The organism is Bacillus sp. CD3-5 (assembly GCF_006349665.1).
Taxonomy (GTDB): domain Bacteria; phylum Bacillota; class Bacilli; order Bacillales; family Bacillaceae_G; genus Bacillus_A; species Bacillus_A paranthracis.
The window spans coordinates 58,122-82,894 of the sequence record NZ_VEPX01000018.1; the positions used below are offsets into that span (position 1 = coordinate 58,122).

20 protein-coding genes, 2 tRNA genes and 1 pseudogene are annotated in these 24,773 nt (G+C 36.2%); 4 read left to right on the forward strand and 19 right to left on the reverse strand.

The genetic code is table 11. The features are described 5' to 3' along the window. Window positions 1-11 precede the first annotated feature (11 nt). Window positions 12-788 (reverse strand): SDR family oxidoreductase, encoded by a 777-nt coding sequence (locus FH036_RS24265; protein WP_041184059.1) that lies wholly within the window; start codon window positions 786-788, stop codon window positions 12-14. A gap of 440 nt (window positions 789-1,228) precedes the next feature. On the opposite strand from FH036_RS24265, the gene FH036_RS24270 reads away from it, so the two are divergent. The 4 genes from FH036_RS24270 to FH036_RS24285 all read left to right on the forward strand — a co-directional run bounded on the left by FH036_RS24270 (window position 1,229) and on the right by FH036_RS24285 (window position 4,826). After that, on the forward strand, window positions 1,229-2,530 hold the full coding sequence (locus FH036_RS24270; protein WP_070805074.1) for a DUF5068 domain-containing protein: 1,302 nt from the start codon (window positions 1,229-1,231) through the stop codon (window positions 2,528-2,530). A 140-nt stretch (window positions 2,531-2,670) separates the two neighbouring features. After that, on the forward strand, window positions 2,671-3,162 hold the full coding sequence (locus tag FH036_RS24275) for an RNA polymerase sigma factor (RefSeq protein WP_000514137.1): 492 nt from the start codon (window positions 2,671-2,673) through the stop codon (window positions 3,160-3,162). Then, complete coding sequence (locus FH036_RS24280; RefSeq protein ID WP_044790567.1) at window positions 3,162-4,079, forward strand: sigma factor regulator N-terminal domain-containing protein; 918 nt, start codon at window positions 3,162-3,164, stop codon at window positions 4,077-4,079. The genes FH036_RS24275 and FH036_RS24280 overlap by 1 nt, the downstream gene beginning before the upstream one ends. A 240-nt stretch (window positions 4,080-4,319) precedes the next feature. Beyond that, a complete protein-coding gene (locus FH036_RS24285; protein WP_000236350.1) occupies window positions 4,320-4,826 on the forward strand; it encodes a DoxX family membrane protein in 507 nt (168 codons plus the stop codon). 71 nt (window positions 4,827-4,897) lie between these two features. Here FH036_RS24285 and FH036_RS24290 read toward each other — a convergent pair whose 3' ends face one another. From FH036_RS24290 to FH036_RS24375, 18 genes and pseudogenes are all read right to left on the reverse strand, one after another. Then, window positions 4,898-5,464, reverse strand: a complete 567-nt coding sequence (locus tag FH036_RS24290) for a DUF4256 domain-containing protein (protein WP_044790565.1) — start codon at window positions 5,462-5,464, stop codon at window positions 4,898-4,900. A 118-nt stretch (window positions 5,465-5,582) separates the two neighbouring features. Continuing rightward, window positions 5,583-7,541, reverse strand: a complete 1,959-nt coding sequence (locus FH036_RS24295; RefSeq protein WP_138322572.1) for a S9 family peptidase — start codon at window positions 7,539-7,541, stop codon at window positions 5,583-5,585. A 313-nt stretch (window positions 7,542-7,854) separates the two neighbouring features. Continuing rightward, window positions 7,855-9,264, reverse strand: coding sequence for an NADP-dependent phosphogluconate dehydrogenase (gene gndA, locus FH036_RS24300; RefSeq protein WP_139896333.1), 1,410 nt, complete (start codon window positions 9,262-9,264; stop codon window positions 7,855-7,857). A gap of 264 nt (window positions 9,265-9,528) precedes the next feature. After that, window positions 9,529-10,875, reverse strand: coding sequence for a gluconate permease GntP (gene gntP / locus FH036_RS24305; protein WP_001131723.1), 1,347 nt, complete (start codon window positions 10,873-10,875; stop codon window positions 9,529-9,531). A gap of 119 nt (window positions 10,876-10,994) precedes the next feature. Then, window positions 10,995-12,530: a gluconokinase gene (gntK, locus tag FH036_RS24310; protein ID WP_000100548.1), complete on the reverse strand. Its 1,536-nt coding sequence runs from the start codon at window positions 12,528-12,530 to the stop codon at window positions 10,995-10,997. Beyond that, window positions 12,523-13,254, reverse strand: coding sequence for a gluconate operon transcriptional repressor GntR (gene gntR / locus FH036_RS24315; RefSeq protein WP_000167470.1), 732 nt, complete (start codon window positions 13,252-13,254; stop codon window positions 12,523-12,525). Before gntR ends, gntK begins: the two co-directional genes overlap by 8 nt. 407 nt (window positions 13,255-13,661) lie before the next feature. Continuing rightward, entirely contained in the window at window positions 13,662-14,471 is an 810-nt protein-coding gene (locus FH036_RS24320) for an alpha/beta fold hydrolase (RefSeq protein WP_000029411.1), read from the reverse strand. Between the two features lie 261 nt (window positions 14,472-14,732). Further along, window positions 14,733-15,401 (reverse strand): hypothetical protein, encoded by a 669-nt coding sequence (locus FH036_RS24325; protein ID WP_001171286.1) that lies wholly within the window; start codon window positions 15,399-15,401, stop codon window positions 14,733-14,735. A gap of 266 nt (window positions 15,402-15,667) precedes the next feature. Next, window positions 15,668-15,886 (reverse strand): annotated as a pseudogene (locus FH036_RS24330) (transposase); the annotation flags it as partial. Between the two features lie 112 nt (window positions 15,887-15,998). Then, on the reverse strand, window positions 15,999-17,801 hold the full coding sequence (glmS, locus tag FH036_RS24335) for a glutamine--fructose-6-phosphate transaminase (isomerizing) (RefSeq protein ID WP_000334168.1): 1,803 nt from the start codon (window positions 17,799-17,801) through the stop codon (window positions 15,999-16,001). A gap of 12 nt (window positions 17,802-17,813) precedes the next feature. Further along, window positions 17,814-17,999 carry a hypothetical protein gene (locus tag FH036_RS24340; protein ID WP_001208183.1) on the reverse strand — a complete coding sequence of 62 codons (186 nt, stop codon included), beginning with the start codon at window positions 17,997-17,999 and terminating at the stop codon, window positions 17,814-17,816. 286 nt (window positions 18,000-18,285) lie between these two features. After that, window positions 18,286-19,632 carry a phosphoglucosamine mutase gene (gene glmM / locus FH036_RS24345; RefSeq protein WP_000521482.1) on the reverse strand — a complete coding sequence of 449 codons (1,347 nt, stop codon included), beginning with the start codon at window positions 19,630-19,632 and terminating at the stop codon, window positions 18,286-18,288. Then, window positions 19,625-21,112, reverse strand: coding sequence for a CdaR family protein (locus FH036_RS24350; protein ID WP_139896334.1), 1,488 nt, complete (start codon window positions 21,110-21,112; stop codon window positions 19,625-19,627). Before FH036_RS24350 ends, glmM begins: the two co-directional genes overlap by 8 nt. Further along, the gene (gene cdaA / locus FH036_RS24355; protein WP_001115700.1) at window positions 21,105-21,926 is read right to left on the reverse strand and encodes a diadenylate cyclase CdaA; all 822 of its coding nucleotides are present in this window, start codon (window positions 21,924-21,926) and stop codon (window positions 21,105-21,107) included. Before cdaA ends, FH036_RS24350 begins: the two co-directional genes overlap by 8 nt. Window positions 21,927-22,174: 248 nt before the next feature. Then, complete coding sequence (gene rocF, locus FH036_RS24360) at window positions 22,175-23,068, reverse strand: arginase (protein WP_044790560.1); 894 nt, start codon at window positions 23,066-23,068, stop codon at window positions 22,175-22,177. A gap of 209 nt (window positions 23,069-23,277) precedes the next feature. Then, complete coding sequence (locus tag FH036_RS24365; RefSeq protein WP_044790559.1) at window positions 23,278-24,423, reverse strand: glycerate kinase; 1,146 nt, start codon at window positions 24,421-24,423, stop codon at window positions 23,278-23,280. 117 nt (window positions 24,424-24,540) lie between these two features. Next, window positions 24,541-24,613: transfer RNA gene (locus tag FH036_RS24370), tRNA-Ala, on the reverse strand. A gap of 10 nt (window positions 24,614-24,623) precedes the next feature. Beyond that, window positions 24,624-24,695 (reverse strand) — tRNA-Gly (locus FH036_RS24375). Between the last annotated feature and the right edge of the window lie 78 nt (window positions 24,696-24,773).

Sequence of the window (24,773 nt, forward strand, 5' to 3'; positions counted from 1 at the left end):
ATACCTTCTTTTTACCTTTTGAATCCACCTTCTGAATGAATAACTTGTCCAGTAATCCATTCCGCTTCTTCACTTACTAAAAACTTAATAAGTCTTGCTGCATCCTTTGGTTCACCAATTCTACCAAATGGAAACATCGGTTTTAATCCTTGCTTTATCTCTTCAGTCATCCAGCCTGTATCGGTTGGACCTGGGTTAATTGCATTCACTGTTATTCCTAAATGAGCTACTTCTGCTGACAACGTACTAGTTAGAGCATCAATAGCTCCCTTCGTTGTTGCATACGCTAGTTCTCCCGCCATAGGCCCTTGGAATTGTCCCGACGTCATATTCACAATTCTACCACCAGATTTCTTATCAAATCCTCTGGCAAATTGACTACTTAACAATGTAGTCGCACGAACGTTTACCATGTAATGCTTATCCAGTTCTTCAGCAGTCAAATTAGAGAAATCATTATTCGTAGAATATGCTGCATTATTAATTAATATATGGGGGTAGCCTAGTTGTTCAGTAACTTTATTTATAAGCTCTTTCGGTGCATCATTCTGAGTTAAATCTAACTCCATACTCGATACTTTCACACCATTTTTTAGTAACTCTTCTTGTAATTGTATTTGTTCACTTTGATCAACGCCCCAAGGCATCTCTTTATCGTAAGCTGTCCAATATGTAAAAAATATATCGTATCCTGCTTCAGCTAATTCTTTACAAGTTGCTGCACCTATACCATCTAGACGACTTACACCTGTAACAACTGCTACTTTATGTTTTAATTGATTCATCATATACTCCTCCAATTTTAAAGGACGCATATTTTATATAAGAGATATGAATTTCCCCACATACGTATCTATCCTTACAAAGGGGATGCACAAGCCAAATATGCAATCCTTGCATGATTTACAGATAGCTAAATAACCCCTCACTTATGAGAGAAAAATTCATCTATCTAATTTCTAATCATTACAAGTTCATCCACATATTGAGTCCTTGTCTCCTTTCCATATACCTCTATTTCTATCTTAACAATATGATGTAATATTTTAAATGATAAAAAATAAAAACCAATATTCCATTCCAAACTTCTATCAAATTTATTATATTATAATATTTAAATAATGGAAATAATTAGAAAAAAAACACTGGTAAATATTGACTAGCCTTCTTATAATAAAACGTGGGGCTAATGTGAGAGTTTAGTTTTATACAAATAGGGGGAAGAAACATGTCAAAAAAATTACTTTCTTTATTTTCTGCAATAATCGTAGCAGCTTTTGTAATAACCGGCTGTGGTCAAAGCGATACGACAAATAAAGAACAAAAAGAGAATGCAACAAAAGAAAGCAAAACAGAAAAAACGGATACGACGAAAGAAAATAAACCTGAAGATAAAAAATCCGAAAATAAGAAAACTGAAGATAAAAAGACGGAAAATACCGCTACTAGCTCCAGCGATTATTCTAAACTTATTTCCTACATGGAAAAAGAAACAGGTGGTAAAACAAAAGTTCTTTTTGAAAATAAGGAACCACAAGTCCATAAAGCTGAAGATGTTTCAGTATCGATGAACAGCTATACATTAGTTGAATTAAATGGATTCCATACGGACTTTAACATTCCATTTAACCGTCAAACAGAGGGCGGAGTTATTCTTGTGAACTATAGCGTAAAAAATAGTTCAGCTAAAGATATTTATTATATGCCAGCATTGGACATGTCATTTACTGGTGCTCAGAAAGTATATAGTAACTATAAAGACTTAATTCCAAAAGAAGATCAGCTACCAACTAAGCTTGCTCCAACGAATGATTACTTAGTAAAAGCAGGAGAAACTATTTCTGGTTATATCGCGTATCCATTCGGAAAAGATGATCTAGAAAAAATTTCAAGTCTCTCAACAGTCTCAGTCACAGTCCCAACTGCACAAGCTAATAAAGGAAAATTCGATGCTCCAATCGGAAGCCCTGGAAGCTTTTCATTAAGTTTAAATAAACAAGGTGCTGAGAAGGTTGCAACAGATAAAACTTTCTACCAAGATAAAGCTACGGCTAATAACATGGGCGATAAAAAAATGTTAAAAGAGAAATCAAGTATTAATAGCAGCCAAGAATTAGGTGCTGTTCATGTTACATTAGACGGATACCAATTTACTCAATTCACACCAAATTCCGTCGAAGCTCCACGCTTTGCAAATTTCAAAAATGGTATTGTTCTATTAACAGTGAAATTCAAGCTTGATAACAAAGATACTCAAGACGTTTCACTATCTCCTATAAGCTCTACATTGAGAGTGAATGATGGTACACAATATACGATTAATGAAGGTATGCTACTAAATTACGACTATAACGCTGCAGTCAAAACGGGAACATCTGGAGAGTTACTGCAAGTATTTATTTTAGATCAAGAGCAGTATGAGAAGATTTGGAAAGACAAAAGCTTTGAGATTGAGTTAGGACCTATGAGAAATAAAGAAGCTAAAGATATTTCACAAGGTAAAAAAGCTAAATTTACATTACCTAAATAAATTACTAAATATATAATAGAAAAGGCATATAACATATGATTGTTATATGCCTTTTCTATTTGTATCAAGAACAAAACTTTCATTTAAGTGTATACATTTATGATTACCTATTCGTTGTATAAGTATAGGGAGGAAAAATGATGGGAAAAGAAAATATATTGACCTCCTATCTTATCAATTTAGGGGAGGAAGTGTTCAAACTATTACTAGCGAAAGGGGCTATAAAAGAAGACGCAGAAGACATCATCCAAAATACTTTCTATAAAGTATATACGTTGCTAGATGACCTAACAGAGAATAACATACGTCCATGGTTTTTTAGGGTTGCATTAAACGAATACATTGACTTGAAGAGAAAAAAAGAGCAGCAAAACATCTATTTAACTGAAGAGATTTATTCAAAACTACAATATACAGACCGAGAATTAGATGCTGTTTTAAATAAAGATGAGATTTTCTATCTATTAAAAGATATAAAACTAGAATACAAAGAAGCCTTCTTTTTAAAGTATTATTACGATTTTACATACGAAGAAATCGCACTAATACTAGATATTCGAGTAAACAGCGTCAAACAAAAGTTACATCGCGCACGTAAAACAATTCATTCTACAGTAGGAGGAAAACCTTAATGGATACTTCTTTAAAAGATGCATTAAAAAAAGCTAAAAGGAAACAGTTACTTAAAATCATCATTACTTCTATTATCGTTGTCATCATACTTATCCCTATCATTTATAAGGTGGGCAATTACTTCGCAGCCAAAAGTTCTACGAAACTTCACGAACAACTATTTTTACATAATGCAATTGCAGAACCAAATGTACAAATTGATTCTCAAGTAACGAGTAATTCATCTATGTTTGGCGGCAATATTATATCAAATCGTTCCAAAAATATTAATGGTTATATCGTCCCATGGAACACATTAACAAGCTCCTATGGTTGGATCCGTATCAATATTGATTCCAATGAATTAACGCCTGGTTTTTATTGGTCTAGGTCCAATACAGAGTTTTATGAGTATGATAAACAAACAAAGAATAAATTTGCAACATTTTATAATCCTGCTATTAAGGACTATTTTGATGATGTCCAAAATGAATTAGGAGAAGTTTCACAAATGAACAACTATGTTGCCGAAGTTGCTATCTCTTTCAATCAGCCCTACACACTACAAGAAATTAAAGAAAAAATTCCAGACAACTTAAACATTGTATGGTTATATATGACCTCACCAATTGGAGATGAAAGCAAAGGACCTGCTGGTATGCCCGTTTACGGATTCAATCCAGACAATTCTCCTAAAGAAGCGTACAAAGAGTTCGTTGATTCACTTAAACAATACGATGACGATGGATATCACGAAGATATCCAAAAGTTTTTAAAATCAAACAAGGGCAAACCATTCGATCAAGTGAAAATTTTAGGTGTTATGCTAACAGGAAAAACGGAAAACTTTAAGGCATTAGAAAATCAAGAATTTATTCGTGGTGCTTCTGTAGGGGTTACTGCACCAATTGTTCCTTATATAAAACCAGAGAAATAATAAGGAACCCCCAGATGAACTTAAAGAACATACATGAACCTGTTTACTACGGGAGCTATCCGCTACAATAGATAGCTCCCATCTCTCATTTATTGCTTAATTTTCAAAAATAAACTTCACAATATTTTATGTGCAATTTTATAAATAAAAAATCATAAATTTGTTCACATTATATCCATTGTGAATTTTTTCACAATGGATATATAATAAACTTGTAAATACAATATTGGAGGGATTTCGATGGTTATCAATTTTTTAAGAACTGATAAACGTGCTACTTTCATATTATTATTTTTACGACTTTACATAGGGTATACATGGCTCGCTGCTGGAATAGGCAAAGTCTTTGGACAATCTTTTGACGCAAGTGGTTTTCTAAAGGGCGCTATTGCTCAAGCATCAGGTGACCATCCTGCAGTGCAAAGTTGGTGGGCAGATTTTCTTCAACATTTTGTCCTTCCAAACGCAGACCTATTTAGCTTTTTAGTTCAATGGGGAGAAATTTTAGTAGGTCTAGGTTTAATTTTAGGTGGATTAACAAAAACAGCTGCATTTTTCGGAATCATAATGAATCTATCATTTTTATTAAGCGGAACTGTTAGTGTAAATCCAAACCTGCTTATTTTGACTATGTTCATTTTAGTTGCAGGACAGAACGCTGGACGTATTGGATTAGATGGCTATGTTTTCCCAAAAATTTTCCGTAAAAACAACCACGGAACATATAAATTAAGTAAAACTGCGTAGTAACGGTTTACTCTTAAAATATAAATAAGAAAAAGAGCCTGCGTATAGGCTCTTTTTTGTTTACTCCAAATTTAAACTCTTAACGAGCCACGAAAACCTCTGGCAGCATAATAAGAATCTGCCCCATTGTGATACACGAAAACATGCCCGAAGCGATAATCGCAAAATAGCGCACCACCGAGTTCTCTAATATCTAAAGGTGTTTGTACCCAGCTTGATGATTTCATATCAAAATCTCCAAGTTGTTGTAACTCTCGATATTGTTCTTCAGTTAATAGTTCAATACCCATAGCGGCTGCCACATCAATAGCGTTATTTTCTGGTTTATGCTTCTTTCTTGATTCTAACGCTTCAAGATCATAACAAAGGCTTCTACGGCCTTTAGGACTCTCCTTTGAACAATCATAGAAAGTATATTCGTCCTTCTCTTCATCATAACCAACAACATCCGGCTCACCGCCTGTTACTTCCATTTCATTAAGTGACCACAATTTTTCATTATTAGTAGCCAGCTTCGCTTCAACTTTAGCCCATTCAAGGCCTTCATGGCGGTTCATGTTTTTCTCAAAACGGGCTTGTAATACTTTTAATAGTTCTTCACGTCGTTCTACAGATAACTCATTTTTATTCTCTGTCATATTCGTCCTCCGAATTAAGCTTCCTTATAACCACTTAAATCTTCTCAATAATGGTTTACTTGCAGTTTACAACAATCTGGCCCGATTGCACAACGAATAATCCCTGTGCGGATATCCATTATATAGTACTAAAACCCTCCATACTTTCTCCAAGAATATAATGTGAAAACCACATCAAATTCTGCTTCATAATAGCTACATTCATTCCTGGCTGATCAGGACTATATGCCATTCCTTTAAATATCATTAATTCTGTATCAACTTCCATATCCCTTAATCCTTGATGTAGCTCATATGCATTTGTAACTGGAATTCTTGCATCCTTTTCGCCATGTTGGATTAAGGTAGGCGTACAAGCTGATTTAATATACGTCATTGGTGATGTTTTCGTATATATATCTGGATCATTCCATGGAGTATTTCCTAAATGCATCCTAATGAAGTAAGGGATATCTGTATTTACGTAATGAGTACTCCAGTTCGTAATTCCGCCCCCAACTGAAATTGCCTTAAATCTGCTACTAAATGTAGAACAGAAAGCTGATATATATCCTCCGTTACTCCATCCCATAACTCCTACTCTATCTTTATCTACAATCCCTTTTTCAACTAGTTCATCCACTCCAGATATAACATCATCGTAATCAGCAAGTCCTTGTTTTCTGTAGTTCGCTTTTAAAAATTCATTACCATAACCAGAACTTCCTCTATAGTTTGGCTCTAAAACGATAAAGCCTTTTTCAACAAACTGTTCAATCGGATATTTCTCATTGAAGCAGTCTGAAAATATCGGAAAGGATGCCCAAGCCGGACCTCCGTGAATTACTACTAATAAAGGATATTTTTTATTTGTATCAAACTCTACTGGTGTTGATAAAACACCCTCTATTTTAAGACCATCACTACTTTGCCATGAGATGATTTCCCTGTTGCTTTTAAGCTTGTCTTCGAAAAAGCTATTTTCATTCGTTATTTTTTTATCATCCAAATAGATTTCAAAGGTTTCATTTGTTATAGCCTTATTATAGGTTATATGATTGCCATCCCTTGTTATAGAGGCATCCATTATAAAGCCATCTATGTTGTCACTTAATGCTTCCACAGTGCCATCTTCAGCTAGTAATCCAATACGATAATTCGTTTTATCCTGCCATCTAATTAAAATACCTTTAGCTGTCCACTGTAATGGCATAACCGTACTATCAAAATTTGTTAAAGGTTGAATTACCTCTCTCGTATTCATATCATATATCTCTAATGTACTATCTTGTATATGGTTTCTATAGTAATCCTTCTCTCTTATGCTTGCTGAGTAACATATTTTGCTGCCCTCAGGAGAAAAGCAAATGCTCCCGCCCAACAACTTATCTACATTCATCTTTTGCAGTTCCTCAGCTTCAACATCTAATATATATAGATCACCATTCATATAATCGTTTAGGCTTGGTGTAGCCATACATACAACTTTTTTCCCATCATTTGAAATATCAAAGTCATGGATATAAAACTCCTTACCATCAGTTAATTGATAAACACCGTTAATCTCTCGTTCCTCTTTATCATTTTGTATCACTTTTTCTATTTCAATGTAGCATAAACAATTATTTTGATGTTCCTTACCTACATGTTGAAAATCTCCATATAGCTCCTTACGTTTCTTTATTTCCTCACATTCTTTTGACTGTGTAATATAATAAAAACCTTTACCAGTATGATCCCATTTGAATGTACTGATCCCTTCTTCCTCATCAGTAATTTGCACCCCACCATAACCATCTAATGACTTAACGAAGATTTGATTTTTCCCATTACCACCAGGACTAAGGTATGCAATATCCCTAGAATTTGGAGACCATAACGGGCATGTACTATCTATATCCCCATTTGTTAATGGATAATTTTGCCCTTTACCTTTTTCATATATCCATACATGATTTCTATATGTATTGTCTTTCCAGTTAGCTGTCCTCTTAACAAATGCTACGTTTTTGCCATCATCACTTATGTTTGTACTTGATACGGCCGGTAATGAAATAATCTCTTCTATACTTAAATATGTTTTTTCACTCACTTTCATCAATATGCCCCCTTGTAATGTCCATAAATCTCTCGTCTCTTTTTGTCATAATAAAGCAAATTGTTCACGGATACTTAAAATAGTAACGGAAAATTCAGATAAATAAAAGTGCATCTGATAAAGTAAAACTTTAATCTATAGGGTTCTATCCACTCAAATTAAAGATTATGTGGTTTTCATCTAAATGGGAAAAATAAACGCATTTTGATTCATACATTCGTTTAAAGTGAACTTCCATCAGTGGGAGTCTTATAGCCTACGAATTGTGGAATAAAAAATGGACTAAGAATTTAATCTTAGTCCATTTTTTATTTTATATCCATTTTGTATGGAATGTACCTTCTTTATCTACTCGTTTATACGTATGCGCTCCAAAATAATCGCGCTGCGCTTGCAACAAGTTTGCAGGTAGTTTGGCAGTACGATAGCTGTCATAATAAGAAATTGCTGCTGAAAATGCAGGTATCGGAATGCCCTGTTGTACCGCCATTGAGATAATTTGGCGTAATCCACCTTGATATGACTCTACAATTTCTTTAAAGTATGGATCAAGTAAAAGGTTCGGTAGGTCAATGTTAGTCTCATAAGCCTCTTTAATGTTCTGTAAAAAGGCAGCACGGATAATACATCCGCCTCTCCAAAGCATAGAAATGTTGCCAAAATCAAGGTTCCAATCATATTCCTCAGAAGCTGCCTTCAACTGCGTGAATCCTTGTGCATAAGAACAAATTTTACTCATATATAAAGCTTGACGCACCGCTTCAATTAATTCGGCTTTTTCAACTCCAATTGCTGTTTTATCTTTAGGGCCAGATAAAACTTTACTTGCGTTCACACGCTCTTCTTTTAAAGCAGAAATGCAACGTGCAAATACAGATTCCGTGATAATAGGCAGAGAGATACCTAAATCAAGTGCGCTTTGACTTGTCCATTTCCCTGTACCCTTTTGTCCTGCAGTATCAAGAATAACATCCACTAATGGCTTACCAGTTTCTTCATCTTTCTTCTTGAAAATATCGGCTGTAATCTCAATTAAATAGCTGTTCAGTTCACCTTTATTCCATTCAGCAAATATTTCATGGAACTCTTCTGCAGTCAAATCTAGTGTTTGTTTCAAGAAGAAATATGCTTCACAAATTAATTGCATATCTCCATACTCAATACCATTGTGAACCATCTTTACATAGTGTCCTGCCCCATTAGGTCCGATATAAGAACAGCAAGGCTCGTTATTCACTTTTGCAGAGATGTTTTCAAGCATATCCTTTACTTTTTCGTATGCATCCTTCTGTCCGCCGGGCATAATAGATGGTCCCTTCAATGCACCCTCTTCGCCGCCTGACACACCTGCCCCGATGAAATTGATTCCTTTTTCGGCAAGACGTTTGTTTCGGCGAATTGTATCGACAAAGTATGTATTACCACCGTCAATTAAAATATCGCCTTTATCGAGGTGAGGGACTAGAGAATCAATCGCTTTATCTGTAATTTCCCCCGCATTAACCATTAATAAAATCTTTCTAGGTGATTCGAGTGAGTTAACAAACTCTTCAACTATATGAGTACCAACTAAGTTTTTACCACGGTTTTCCTCAATGGTTTCATCAACTTTTTCCTTTGAAATATCATATAGGGCAACAGAATACCCTTTACTCTCAAAGTTAAGTGCGAGGCTTTTTCCCATAACGCCCACACCAACAACTCCAATTTGTAACTTTTCCATATTCTATCGTTCCTTTCCATGTATGTTACTCTGTATTATAGTATATATACCTAAAATAACATTTTAATCAAATAATCCAACTTTTTCATTTCAATAGGCTCTGCCAGTATTCGTGCAAAAGGTTAAAGGGACACGGCACATCACTATCAAGTTAAAAAATAAAGAGAAATTTTCATCCTTATTAATCAATCATGAAAAATCACTGGTTAATTATGAAAAATCACATTAAACAGCTTCCGTATCCCTTTTACTGTTTAGAAAGATCTATACAAATAAACTTAATAATAAAGTAAACCCTAATCCGGCTACAGAAACGATAGTCTCAAGTAAAGTCCATGTTGCAAATGTTTCTTTCATGCTTAAACCAAAGTACTCTTTGAACATCCAGAAACCAGCATCGTTCACGTGTGAAGCAATTAAACTACCAGCCCCTGTTGCAAGGACAACTAAAGCAAGGTTAACATCAGATTGACCTAACATCGGAATCACTAAACCGACAGTTGTTAATGCAGCAACCGTAGCAGACCCCAATGAAATACGTAAGATGGCAGCGATAATCCATGCGAGCAAGATCGGTGATAATGAAGTTCCTTTGAATAATTCGGCTACATAGTTACCAACGCCGCCATCAATTAATACTTGTTTGAAAGCGCCGCCTCCACCAATAATTAAGAGCATCATCCCAATATTCGAGATCGCTGTTGTACAAGATTCCATCACGTTTTTGATTGGAATATTTCTTGCCAATCCCATTGTATAGATCGCAACTAGTAAGGATATCAACATGGCAGTATCCGCATTCCCAATAAACTCGATCGTTGCTAGTAAACTATTATCTTTGAATCCCATTGTTTTTTGCAACAAAGTAATAATTGTAGCGACTGCCATTAAAAGAACAGGCAGTAAAGCGGTAAAAACACTGATTCCAAAACCAGGAGTTTCTTCAAGTTTAAATACTTTCTGCTCACCTAATGATTGTATATTACCGGTTTTTGTGAACGCCTCAGGTACTAGTTTTTTTGCAAGTTTAGTAAATACAGGTCCAGCTAACACAACCGTTGGAACCGCTATCATAAAACCGTAAAGTAATACTTCACCGATGTTTGCATGCAATTCACCAGCGATAGCAGTTGGTCCTGGGTGTGGTGGTAAAAATCCGTGTGTTACAGATAAAGCAGCTGCCATCGAAATACCGAGATATAAGATAGAAACTTTTAATTCTCTTGAAATTGCAAATACAATCGGAATTAATAATACTAATCCTACTTCAAAAAATAATGCAATCCCTATAATAAATGAGGCGGTCACAACAGCCCATTGAATGTTCTTTTCACCAAATTTTTTCACAAGGGTCATGGCAATGCGTTGTGCACCCCCAGAATCTGAAAGCAACTTACCTAACATCGCACCAAGTCCAAAAACGAGTGCTAAGTGCCCAAGTGTTCCGCCTAATCCCGCTTCAATGGTTTTAAAAATCTTTTCTGGTGGCATTCCAAGTGCTAACGCAACCCCGACGGATACAATGATTAATGAAATAAAGGTATTTAATTTAAAGCGCATAATCAGTAAAAGTAATGCTAAAATCCCAATTGCTACAATGACTAATGGCATCGTAGTTCCCCCCTAATCTTAGCTGTATTTGTATTGATCCCGCTATTCGTGGGCAGTAAGGCCCCCACCACCTCGAGATTTAGATAGAAGCGAGGCATGGGAGATTACTGATGAAAGTTTTACTTTATTAAATTTCTTTGATAATTTGCAATTCGTGTATAATCGTCTTCTAGCGCCCTTGATAGGTTAATAAATATAGGCAGTAATTGTCTGTATTCTTTTGTTGCTTCTTCTTTCGGTGTATGTTTGTAGGTACTGCCAACCATTTCAGAAACGATTTCAAAAGAATCAATTTTTCCTGTGGCATAGAGACCTAATATACATGCACCTAGACAAGAGCTTTCGTAGCTCTTTGGAACAACGACTTCAGATGCGAAAATATCGGACATCATCTGTCGCCAAACGTCAGACCTTGCGAAGCCGCCTGTTGCTTGAATACGAGTTACAGGACCATCCATGCATTCTGTTAATGCTAAAAATACAGTGTATAAATTATATATAACACCTTCTAAAGCTGCACGAATCATATGTTCCTTTTTATGTGACATCGTTAAACCGAAGAAGGAGCCACGTACATCTGGATTCCATAATGGTGCACGTTCCCCTGCGAGGTACGGATGGAATAATAATCCGTCTGCACCAGGTCTCACGCGTTCTGCTATTTTAGTTAATACATCGTATGGATCAATTCCTAGTCTTTTCGCAGTTTCTACTTCTGATGAAGCAAGTTCATCACGAATCCAGCGAAGGACCATCCCTCCATTGTTTACCGGTCCACCAATTACCCAATGTTTTTCGGTTAAGGCATAACAAAATATTCTTCCTTTTTTATCTGTTTGTGGTTTATCAATGATGGTCCGAATAGCACCACTTGTTCCAATTGTGACAGCAATCTCCCCTTTTCGAATTGCGTTCACACCTAGATTAGAAAGCACCCCATCACTGGCACCAATGACAAACGATGTTTGGGAATCGATACCAATCTTTTGGGCTAAATCTGGATTGCAGTTGCTGAATATTTTGGTGGTTGGTACGAGTTTAGATAATTGAGCTGATGTTATACCAGCAATTTTTAAAGCTTCCTCATCCCAATCTAGCGTTTTTAAGTTCATCATACCCATGCACGAGGCGATGGAATGATCCACAACATATTGATCAAAGAATTTTTTGAAGATATATTCTTTGATTCCAATATATTTTTTCGTTCTAATCGCAATTTCTGGATGGTCATTCACAATCCATGTAATTTTACTTAATGGTGACATTGGGTGAATAGGTGTTCCTGTTCGTCTATAAACTGCATGGCCATTCAGTTCATCTTTGATTTTATGTGCCCATGCTTCACTGCGATTATCTGCCCAAGTGATACAAGGTGTCAGCGGCTGATCATTTTCATCCATGGCAATGACACTATGCATAGCACTGCTAAATGAAATAAACGATGGGTTTTTATCTGAATGCTGTTTCGTTATATTTGATATTGCTTGTAAAACTGCTTGAAAAATCTCTTCTGGATCTTGTTCCGCTGTGGATATATCCGGTGTGCGAAGTGGATAACCAATATTCTCAGTTTGAATGACTTCGCCTTTTTCAGTAAATAAAACTGCTTTCGTACTTGTTGTACCGATATCTATACCTAACATATAGCTACTCATGTCCTTGCTCAACTCCTTTAGATAACATTTGTTGTGACATCCAGAGGTCTTCGACTTTCCCTTGAACATCATCAAAGTTTTGATGTAAGGCCTCAATCATGAGGGCTCGATCTTTTGATTCGATTGCTTTTATATAAAGCTCATGATTTTTAATAATCCGTTCAAAGTCTTCGTACTTTTCCTTGAAACGAGTACGCATTGATAAAAGGATTAAGCTTTCCATAACAGGCTTTAAATTATTCCAAATCATCAGGATGTAGGAATGCTCAATGGTTCGAATAATCGTTTCATGGAATAAGAGATCTTGATAAGAAAATTCATCAGAATCATGATATTTAATGGCGATTTTCATCATTTCCATTATTTTATTTAGTTCTCTTACTAAATCATTTGTGTCCATCTTTCCAAGTCGCTCAAAGATAAACGTTTCTATAAGTAAACGAACATCATATATTTCTTCAATTTCTTTCTCGGTTAAACCAATGACAACTGCGCCCATTCTTTCTAAGCGAATAATATTTTCAGAAGCTAGTAATTTTAATGCTTCACGAACGGGTGACCGACTTACAGAAAAATCGGCAGCTATTTTATTTTCTGACAATATGGTACCGCTTTCAATTGCACCTGCAATAATGCGCATTCTCAATTCGCTCGCAACACGATCACCTGTAGAAGCTTTTGAAAGCCATTTTTCAGGATAAAGAAATTCCATTGATTTCGTCATAAATCCACCTCGTGTTAATCAAGTATACTTGTATACAAGTATTATAACTCGGATTTTTAATTATGCAAGCGCTTTTATTATTTGCTTTAGTTCTATTAGAGGAAAGCCCATAATTATTAAGCTAACAAATCAAGTCACCCCAAAACTATTATTGTTGATAAAGAAGATTTAGGAAATGGAAAACGAAACAAGTGGTATGAAAGACAAATAATTATAGAATCTATGTAAAAAGAAGCAGCTACCTTTAAATGGAGAGGTAGCTGCTTTTTTAGTTGTTCATATTCTGCTGATGCTTTGAAATTAATTTAGACATATAGACAAAACCCTAAATTACGTATTGTCTTGTAACTCCATGAATATCTATTCGCACTATTGTGTTTATACACTGCTCATTGATAGCTTCCCGATTAATTCTCAATAACATCATGTAACCTCTCAGCAAACTCTTTATGATGCACTGTGTTATAACCCACATGATGTCCTGGAAACTCTGCGAATTCTGTTCCGAGGTGTTCTGCTAAGTTGAATGCGCAATGATAAGGAAAAGTTTCTCTTGAAATACTTCCACCAGCTGGACGTACCTGTATCGATGCAGGTTTTAATAGGGACTTTAATGCATCGATATTTAAAGTATAGCTGAGAATTCCCGGGATTTCATACTCAGTGAAATACATCGAATTGCCAAGTAGTCGCTCTGTTAGCATATCCTTCGATGGTTCGGAATTACTATCATCAATATTTGACAATAACTTCATGACCTCACTTTGATGATTCCCTTTAAGGTCTTCCATGAAATTTATAGCCTGCTTCAACTCATTTTCAGATAAAAGTTGTAATAAAACCGGTTCGTGTGGAATTAGTAACTGTACCTGCTCAGGATGACGTATGCACAAATCAAGTCCGATAACAGCACCAGAACTACTTCCGAATACATAAGCCGGTTCTTTGGTCAGATTAGCTAGCAACCGATGAGCATCTTCGCTATGCGTGTGCACATGGTAATCCTCATTTTTATTGACGAGATTGCTACGGGAATGACCACGACGATCGTAAGTAACAACGGTATACCACTTAGCAAGATGGTCGGCGATATTATGGAACTTGTCGGCATCACCACCCCCACCATGAATCAAAAGAAGAATTGGACCCGAGCCACGCACCTCATAATAGATGCTTGCTCCAATTACTTGCAATGTTCCGTTTTTTACTATACTCATTTGTACATTCTTCCTTTCTTTTGTCATCTCCCTTAACATTACATAATTGGTGAACGATATAAAATGCAGGAAATAACTAAGAAACAAATTTACCATAAGAAAAAGCAATGTGTGGCTTTAAAATAAAGTTTGATTAAAAATATTGTGTTAAACCGTATTCTATGATGAATAAAAAGAAACCATTTTGAAAAGGTCTAATCAAAATGGTTTCTTATCCAAAAGAGGAACGCAATTATATAATCAAGGTTCAACAAACCCTCTTTAAAAGGCTCTATGTGTTTTCCCTCCACTTTCTATATGCTTCCGTAAATAATAATATCTATGAAGTTCCATAATGAAATGAAACAAAATAAGCGAAAGCATTGAGTATACACACATTAATACAATTGCCACCATCTGTTGTGTTGCAAAACCAAGACTGATGTTAGCAATAAGTTGCCCTAATCCTACAAAAGCAACTGCTCCTATGCCCCCCATTCCTTTCGATGATTTTGACTTTTTTCTTGGTTCCTGAAGTTTTTTAATATGATTTTTATAATAATGATACAAAGCAAAACTATATAAACCAAATGAAAAAATAAAATAAATTGGCGTTTGTAATTCTAACATTTCATATGCAAATTTTTGAGCTATAACCAATAATCCTACTGAACATACGATACCAAATACTCCTCGAAATAGAGTGTATTGTAATTGCCGTTTCCGAGGATTGATAATAATCCATATCGCCCATAAGTTCAAAAAGATAATCGGAGGAGCCACTATATATACATACAATAATCGAAAAGGATTCGCAAAAGCAGGCGCAAGAACAAATATGTCTGCTATCCCAATAACAAGAGTAATAATGGTCGATCTTATATCCTGTGCAGCATAAACAGCCATATAGTATTCAAAAGCTTTCTTATTAAAATCTATATTTTTTTGCATGTTAATTAAACCACCCCGCTACTGTTGACCAAGCTTTTTTCGCACCCGTTTTCACCATCATACCTTCAAGTAAAGTACAATTATTTTGAAATTTATTCATCTTTACAAATTAATGCAATTCATCAGTAAATGCTATTTAAATCTACTCTAATTTTATTACAAAACAACTCTTTTTTATAATATTCAGAATAAAAATTGACAGATCTCTCAAAATAAACTTTCGGATATTTCCTCACTTCAATAACCTCTTAAACAATTTCTCTCTTAATAAAATCTGAATATTCATTTAAATAAAAATATTTTTGTTCTAAATCCGATAAAAATTCATGTTACCTACTCATTTTTATTCCTTTTAAACGAGTTGAACGACCTAGAGAGGATACATCTTGAATTTTCAGCCATGTTTTATAATTTATACCGATACCTGAACCACGACCTTCTTTTATCCACTTTTCAATTTCAGGTGTTCTTTTTCTTTTAGACATAAAAACACCCCTTTAGATAATCATATCTAAAGGGGTGAAGCATCACAACTTTTTTTAAAACATCGCGACTTTATTTCAAATCCACAACTATATTTACTAACCTACTAATCTCCTACTCAACCGTAACAGACTTAGCTAAGTTACGTGGCTTATCAACGTCACACTCGCGGTGAAGTGCTGCGTAGTATGAGATAAGTTGTAATGGAATAACTGCTACTAACGGTGCTAGTGCTTCGTGTACAGCTGGTAATACGAAGCTGTCACCTTCCATTTCTAAGCCTTTCATTGAGATGATACATGGGTTAGCTCCTCGTGCTACTACTTCTTTCACGTTACCACGAATTCCAAGGTTTACGTGCTCTTGTGTAGCAAGTGCGATAACTGGTGTACCATTTTCGATTAAAGCGATTGTACCGTGTTTTAATTCTCCTCCAGCAAATCCTTCTGCTTGGATGTAAGAGATTTCTTTTAGCTTTAACGCTCCTTCTAATCCTACGTAGAAGTCTACGCTACGTCCGATGAAGAAACAGTTACGAGTTGTTGCTAAAAATTGTTTTGCTAAAGCGTCCATTTCTTCTTTTTGATCACAAAGTTGTACCATTGCATTTGCTACAAGTCCTAGTTCGTGTGTTAAGTCAAAACCAAGAACTTCACCTTTTGCTTTAGCAATATCTGCAGCTAAAATTGAAAGTACTGCAAGCTGTGCTGTGTAAGCTTTCGTTGATGCAACGGCGATTTCTGGTCCCGCGTATAACGGAAGTGTATAATCTGCTTCACGAGAAAGTGTAGAACCAGGTACGTTTGTAATTGTTAATGCTTTATGACCCATTTCATTTGTTTGTACAAGTACTGCACGGCTATCAGCTGTTTCACCACTTTGTGAAATGTAAATGAAGAATGGTCTTTCTGTTAATAATGGCATGTTATAAGAGAATTCACTTGCTACATGCACTTCAACTGGCATTTTTGCAAACTTCTCGATAAATTGTTTTCCAACAAGACCTGCATGATAACTTGTTCCACATGCAATGATGTAAATACGATCGCTATCTAAAATCGCATTGCGGATGTCTTGATCTAATTCAATCTCGCCATTTTCATCTTGGTACTTTTGAATTATATTACGGATAACAAGTGGTTGCTCATCGATTTCTTTAAGCATGAAATGAGGGTATGTTCCTTTTTCAATATCACTTGCGTCTAATTCCGCTGTAAACGGTGCACGTTCAATCGTTTCACCTTGTAAGTTTTTAATTGTAATACTTTCTTTCGTTACAATTACAATTTCTTTATCCATTAATTCAATAAATTGATCTGTAACTTGTAACATCGCCATAGCGTCGCTCGCCACAACATTAAAGTTGTCACCAACACCTACTAATAGCGGGCTTTTGTTTTTAGCAACATAAATCATGTTTGGATTTTCAGCATCAAGTAATCCGATTGCATAAGAGCCATGTAAAAGAGATAGCGTATTACGGAACGCTTCTTCTACACTTAGTCCTGTGCTCACTTGTTGTTCCATAAGCTGTACGATAACCTCTGTATCCGTTTCACTTACGAACGTTACATCTTGTAAATATTCCTTCTTCACTAACTCATAGTTTTCAATTACACCGTTATGAACTAGTGTAAAACGCTTTGATGTACTTTGATGCGGATGCGCGTTTACTTTGCTCGGAACACCATGTGTAGCCCAGCGTGTGTGACCGATCCCCACGCTTGTTGCTACGTTCTCATCTACGATTTCGCGAAGTTTTGCAATACGGCCTTTTTCTTTGTATACAACAACACCGTTCTCTGCTTGTACTGCAATACCTGCTGAATCATATCCACGATATTCTAGCTTTTCTAAACCTTTTAATAAAATTTCCTTTGCATCTTGCTCTCCAATAAATCCTACGATTCCACACATGTTTAGTCGCCGTTACAAATGCTTACACTGCTCTGCGAACATGTAACGACATAGTCCGATACCATTTTTATTTATACTAAAAAACGGATTACATATTGCTAGCCCTGTAAGCTTGTAACGGCTTTCACCTTCCTCTCGATTGGGTTTAAGTCCGTATATACTTATACAGCTAGTTTGTATCCGTTCCTTTTCTCTCATCACACTTTCACCTTTGTCCACTAAGTCACCTTAATGATTTAAGTAAAAGCTTGCGGTTGTGATGAACAACCGGGAGCCATCCGCCGAAATCTCGATAAACCCCACCTCGTCAACTACACTACTTGTAGTTCTGGCGCTTCTATAATTTACAATATTTCCTTTGAGAAAAAGAACAAGACCATCTTATAACAAACATGGATAAACCGTCAATGAAAATTTTTTCACCATCTATAAAACATATGAAAAAGGAGCACTTATTGTGCTCCTTTTCAATAAATTTATTAAATTATTCAGCGCCAACTTCCGCTTTCACAACTTCTACAATGCGATGTACATATGCATCACAAACTTCTTGTGTTGGTGCTTCTGCCATTACACGAATAAGTGGTTCTGTTCCAGATGGACGAACAAGAATGCGGCCATCACCATTCATTTCTTCCTCTACAACACGAATAATTTCTTTAATTTTTTCGTTTTCTAGTGCTAGTTTTTTATCTGTCACACGAACGTTTACTAGTAATTGCGGGAATTTTGTCATTTCTCCTGCAAGCTCAGATAATGGTTTTTTCGTCATTTTCATAATGTTTACAAGTTGAAGTGCACTTAACATTCCATCACCAGTTGTAATGTAATCAAGTAAGATAATATGGCCTGATTGTTCTCCACCTAAGTTGTAACCTCCGCGCTTCATTTCTTCCATTACGTAGCGGTCACCAACTGCTGTTTTATCACTTGTAATACCGTTAGCTTCAAGTGCTTTGTAGAAACCTAAGTTACTCATAACTGTTGAAACAACTGTATTATGCTTTAGTTGACCAGTTTCTTTCATGTACTTTGCACAAATAAACATAATTTGATCGCCATCAACAATGTTTCCTTTTTCATCTACAGCGATTAAACGGTCACCATCACCATCGAAAGCAAGACCAATATCAGCACCTTTTTCTTTTACTAATTCAGCTAATACTTCTGGATGCGTAGAACCTACTCCATCGTTAATGTTCATACCGTTTGGTGAAGTTCCCATTGTTGAAATATCAGCTTCTAAATCAGCAAATAAGTACGGAGCTAAAGAAGACGTAGCACCATGCGCACAATCTAAAGCGATATGTAAACCTGAGAAATCTTCCTCTACAGTTTGTTTAATGTATTGTAAATACTTTTGTCCACCTTCAAAATAATCACTCACTTGCCCAAGGTTCGTACCTGTTGGACGTGGTAATTCATCCACTTCTTTGTCTAATAAAGCTTCAATTTCTGCTTCTTGCTCATCTGTTAATTTAAAACCGTCTGAACCGAAGAATTTAATTCCGTTATCTTGTACTGGATTATGAGATGCAGAAATCATAACACCAGCTTGTGCATCTAACGCTTTCGTTAAATAAGCAACACCTGGTGTAGAAATAACACCAAGACGCATTACTTCTGCTCCAGTTGATAATAGACCTGCTACTAAAGCTCCTTCTAACATATGTCCTGATATACGTGTATCACGGCCGATAATTACTTTTGGACGGTCTGTATCTTTTGTTAATACATAACCACCAAAACGTCCAATTTTGAACGCTAATTCAGGTGTTAACTCCTGATTCGCAACCCCGCGTACTCCATCTGTACCAAAATATTTACCCATTATGATTCGCTCCTTTTTCTGGCTCTTTTTGATTATCTACTGTTGGCTCTTGGCTAGTTTCTTTATCTTTATTTTGTTCCGATTCCTTCTCCTTTTCCTTTTCCTTTTCTGGATCAGGCTTAGGTTCAGGTTCAGGATTTTTTGGTTTTTCAGTTTGATTATCTTTATTATTATTTGAATTTGGTTGCTCACCGTTACCCTGTACTTCTTTATCGGGATTTTCTTTCTTCACAATTGTAACTTTAGCACTTTTTTGTTTTGGCTCTATTGAAATATTACCAGGGCCACTCACTTGAATAGCAACATCCTTCGTCCCAGGAGACACATTTTGTAGATTAATCACTGCTGTTATTTGAGCAGCTGTTATTTTATCTACTATACTTGTTTCTCCTGAAATATCAACGCTTATCTTCCCATCTTGCGGCGAAAGTAACTGGGCCGTAACGTCTTTAGAAAGTCCATTTTTTTGAATTGATATACCATCAATCGTTCTTGTTTTCGTTTGTTTTGTTTTTTGTACACCTACTGAAACCTTTACTTGATTTGGCTTCGCACTTGTTACACCCTTTGGTAATAAAACAGAGGTATCGAATGTTGTAGACTCTGTCAATTGACTAAGATCTACTTCGACCCCCTCTATCGATTGTATATTATCCAATATATCTTTTGGACCTGCTATCGTTACTTCTCTCGGCTCAACACTAATATTTGTAACGGCCAATCCTTCCGGTAAACTCCCCTTTTTCGCATATGTTATAGGAACAGTTTTTTCAGTATTATTGGCCGTAGCTTGCGTCGCCACATTCAACGTTACACTAATTTTAGATGGACTTGTTCTTACATTTAAACGTTTGCCTTCTTTATTGTATAATGTAACTTCGGCTGTTTTTGTAACAGTTTTATTAACACCTTTTAAATCAACATACGCCTTAGCAGATGAAATATTTTCAATTTCTTCTTTCGTCCCAACTACCTCAACCGTATCAGGTTTAATGTTTGATTTTTCGAGAGTAGCACCAGCTGGCATTTGATCCTCATTTGATAATTTCAAGTCTACATGAACATATTTTCTCGCTTTTTCATGAAGAGTAATTTTAATTGTTGATGGCTGAACTGTTCCTTTCACATCATCTGGAAGTCCATTCGTTTTCAAAGAAACTTCATACGTTCCTTTTTCGCTGCCTCTCAAATCAACTGGTATATCAAATTGTTTTTTCGCTTTTGCCGTAGCAACTGCTGCTTTTGGACCCTCTAACTTCACCTTAACGCCCTCTGCCGGAATACCACTTACAATATATTTCTCTTCATCATACTTAACGTTAATAGCATAATTAGTTAATGTTTCTTTCGCATCATTTGCAAAAGGTAGTATCCCCGATGTCGTATTTTTTTCAGTTAAAGTCGCTGACATAAAAAGCATACACGCCAATAGTAATGAGATCCCCTTTAAAAACCAATGATTCTCCATTAACTTATCCATGACGCTTTCTCCTCCAATTCCATAAAGACGAAGAAGTCGTTTTTTCGTTCGCACTAAATTCAGCTAACAACATATCTTTCAGTTGTTCTGTCTTCAAATCACGATGCAACTTACCATTTTTCGTTAAAGAAATTTGGCCTGTTTCTTCCGACACAACTACTGTAATACTATCAGTAACTTCACTAACTCCCATTGCAGCGCGATGCCTAGTTCCTAACTCTTTAGAAATAAATGGACTTTCCGATAACGGAAGATAGCAAGCTGCTGCTTTAATGGTACTTCCTTGCATAATTACTGCTCCATCGTGAAGAGGTGTGTTTGGAATGAAAATATTAATGAGTAATTCCGATGATACGTTTGCATTTAGCGGAATACCCGTTTCTACATAATCACCCATACCGGTCTCTTTTGACAAGGTAATTAATGCACCAATTCTACGTTTTCCCATATATTCCGTTGCTTTCGCTATCGCTGTTGCAACCATTTCAGGCTCATCATCCTCGTGAGTTCCAGTACGCGAAAATAAACTCCCGCGTCCTAGCTGCTCAAGCGCTCTTCGCAATTCTGGCTGGAAAATAATAATAACGGCTAAAAATCCCCACGTTAATACTTGTTCAGTTAGCCAATATAGCGTTCGCAATTCAAGGAAAATACTGATCATCCGAACGACAATAATAACTGTAATCCCTTTTAAAAGTTGAACAGCTTTCGTCCCTCGGATTATGAGAATTAGCTTATATATAATAAACCATACAACGGCAATATCTAATGCCGTACTAAGATATTTCAAAATGGTCGTATCTTCAAAAGGCATGCTAACCCTTCCTCCTACTTACGAGCAATTCTATCCATATATTGAAATATTGTTTTATGCTCTATCTGTATGTATTTCCAACAACTAGTTAATTATACCATACATGAAACAAACGACAATTACAAACAACCCCCTTTAGTCTAAATTGGTAAGATGTCAAACATTCTTATCGTACAGTATAATATAAATCATTATTATACGCCTATTTTCAAATAAAAAAAGCAACTTCTCAGTTGCTTTTCTTACATTTATTTTAGTTTTTCACCGAATAAAGAACCCATTAAAGCAACCGCTGTTGTTGCCGTTCTATTTCGCTCATCTAAAATCGTATTTACCTCAACAAACTCGGCAGATGTAACAATATCAGCTTCCGCTAACATCTCCATTGCTAAATGACTTTCACGATAAGATAAGCCACCAATTACAGGTGTTCCAACTCCTGGTGCATCATGAGGATCAAGACCATCTAAATCTAATGATAAATGCACACCATCAGTATGAGATAAATACGCGATTGTTTCTTCCATAACAGCCGTCATACCCATACGATCAATCTCGTGCATTGAAAATACTTTAATACCTTCATTTCGAATAAAGTCTTTTTCTCCTTCATCTAATGCACGTGCACCGATAATTACAACATTCTCTTTTTTCACCTTTGGATATGCCCCGTATAAATCTACAAGCGTGGGATGTCCATACCCTAAACTTGCTGCAAGTGACATACCGTGAATATTTCCAGATGGTGAAGTTTCTTCTGTATTTAAATCACCATGTGCATCATACCAAATAACACCTAGGTTTTTATAATGTTTCGCAACACCAGCTAATGTACCGATAGCGATACTATGATCGCCACCTAATACAAGTGGAAAACGCCCTTCTTCTATAATATGATCCACCTTACTTGCTAATTCGTTACATACAGTTGCAACTTGTGTAAGGTTTCTTAAGCTTGTATTTACCTCTACTTCTTTTTCTCTCTCTATACATATATCTCCCATATCTTTAACGTCATATCCAATTTCTTCAATTCTTTCAATTACACCTGCATAACGGATTGCGCTCGGTCCCATATCAACGCCACGACGCATCTGCCCTAAATCCATTGGAACTCCAATAACTGAAATTTCTTTTTTCATAGATAGTATCCCCCTTCTGTGCCTTCACTAAATATTTTAAATCTTTTATATAGTCTGACTCAACTCGACATTTTTCTGTATGGATATACAAATTATTCACTTATATCCACCTAAAAATCCAAATGTTAAGACTATTCTATGTATAAAGTTAACTTAATGAAACAACTACCATCATTATTATTAGATAATAATAAAAAACACTCCCGCATTTAGAAGTGTTTTTCTGATGCTATTTTCCACACTGCTGCAATATTCTTTGCTGTCATTTCGATATTCTCTTCTGCTACTTTATATGCCTCCTCTAATGTCATCGGACTTGTTGTAATACTAAATACTGCGTCAATTCCTTTTTCATGAACAGCCGAGTAATTCGGAGATACTGATCCCCCAATCGCAATGACAGGAATATGAAGACGCTTTGCACGCTCCGCAACACCTACTGGTGCCTTTCCATATGCTGTTTGTTCATCTATTCTCCCTTCGCCAGTTATAATTAAATCTGCACCTTCTATATGCTTATCAAAATTTGTATAATCTAATACAATTTCAATTCCTCTCCGCAAGCCTCCCTTTAGCACTGCAATAACAGCTGCTCCCATACCTCCTGCAGCTCCTGCACCAGGTATTTTAGATACGTCGCAAAATAGGTATTGTTTAAGGATATGCGCATAATGCTTTAAATTCTCATCCAGCTCTTTCATCATCTCTTCATCCGCACCCTTTTGTCGTCCAAATACGAAAGATGCTCCTTTTATTCCAACTAACGGATTATCTACATCACATGCTGCTTCTATCTTTATATGCTTTAAGCGTGAATCCATTTGTGAAAAATCAATAGAGACAATCGAATGTAACGTTCCACCAGACGGCTCTATTACTTCTCCTTTTCTATTTATAAACCTGACTCCTAAAGCTGACAACATACCCGCTCCTCCATCATTTGTAGCACTTCCCCCAAGTCCTAAAATGATATGCTCAGCTCCTTCGTCTAGCGCATGTAGTATAAGTTCTCCTGTTCCTTTCGTCGTCGTAATAAGTGGGTTTCGCTTTTTAGCCGGAACGTGTTGTAAACCTGATGCTGCTGCCATTTCAATAAACGCTGTCTTTTTATCTTTAGACATACCGTAAAAGGCTTGTACGCTCTCTCTAAGCGGTCCTGTCACATGAAATGATATAATCCTCCCGCTTGTAGCATCAACAAGGGAATCGACCGTTCCTTCCCCTCCATCTCCAATTGGTATTTTTACGTACTCTGCTTTAGGAAAAATTGCTCCAAAACCTCTTTCAATAGCTTCACATACTTCTATAGCTGTTAAGCTTTCTTTATATGAATCAGATGCAATAACAACTTTCATAATTATCCCCCCACCCTTTATTTTCACGTTTTCTCCATTTTAAATGACAAGTATGAAAGTTGTCTTTTTAAACACAAAAAAAGCTTACATCATATGATGTAAGCTTTCTCTATTAGATGGAGCCTAGCGGGATCGAACCGCTGACCTCCTGCGTGCAAGGCAGGCGCTCTCCCAGCTGAGCTAAGGCCCCTTAGTAATTAAGCGGAAGACGGGATTCGAACCCGCGACCCCAACCTTGGCAAGGTTGTATTCTACCACTGAACTACTTCCGCGAAAATGGTGAGCCATGAAGGACTCGAACCTTCGACCCTCTGATTAAAAGTCAGATGCTCTACCAACTGAGCTAATGG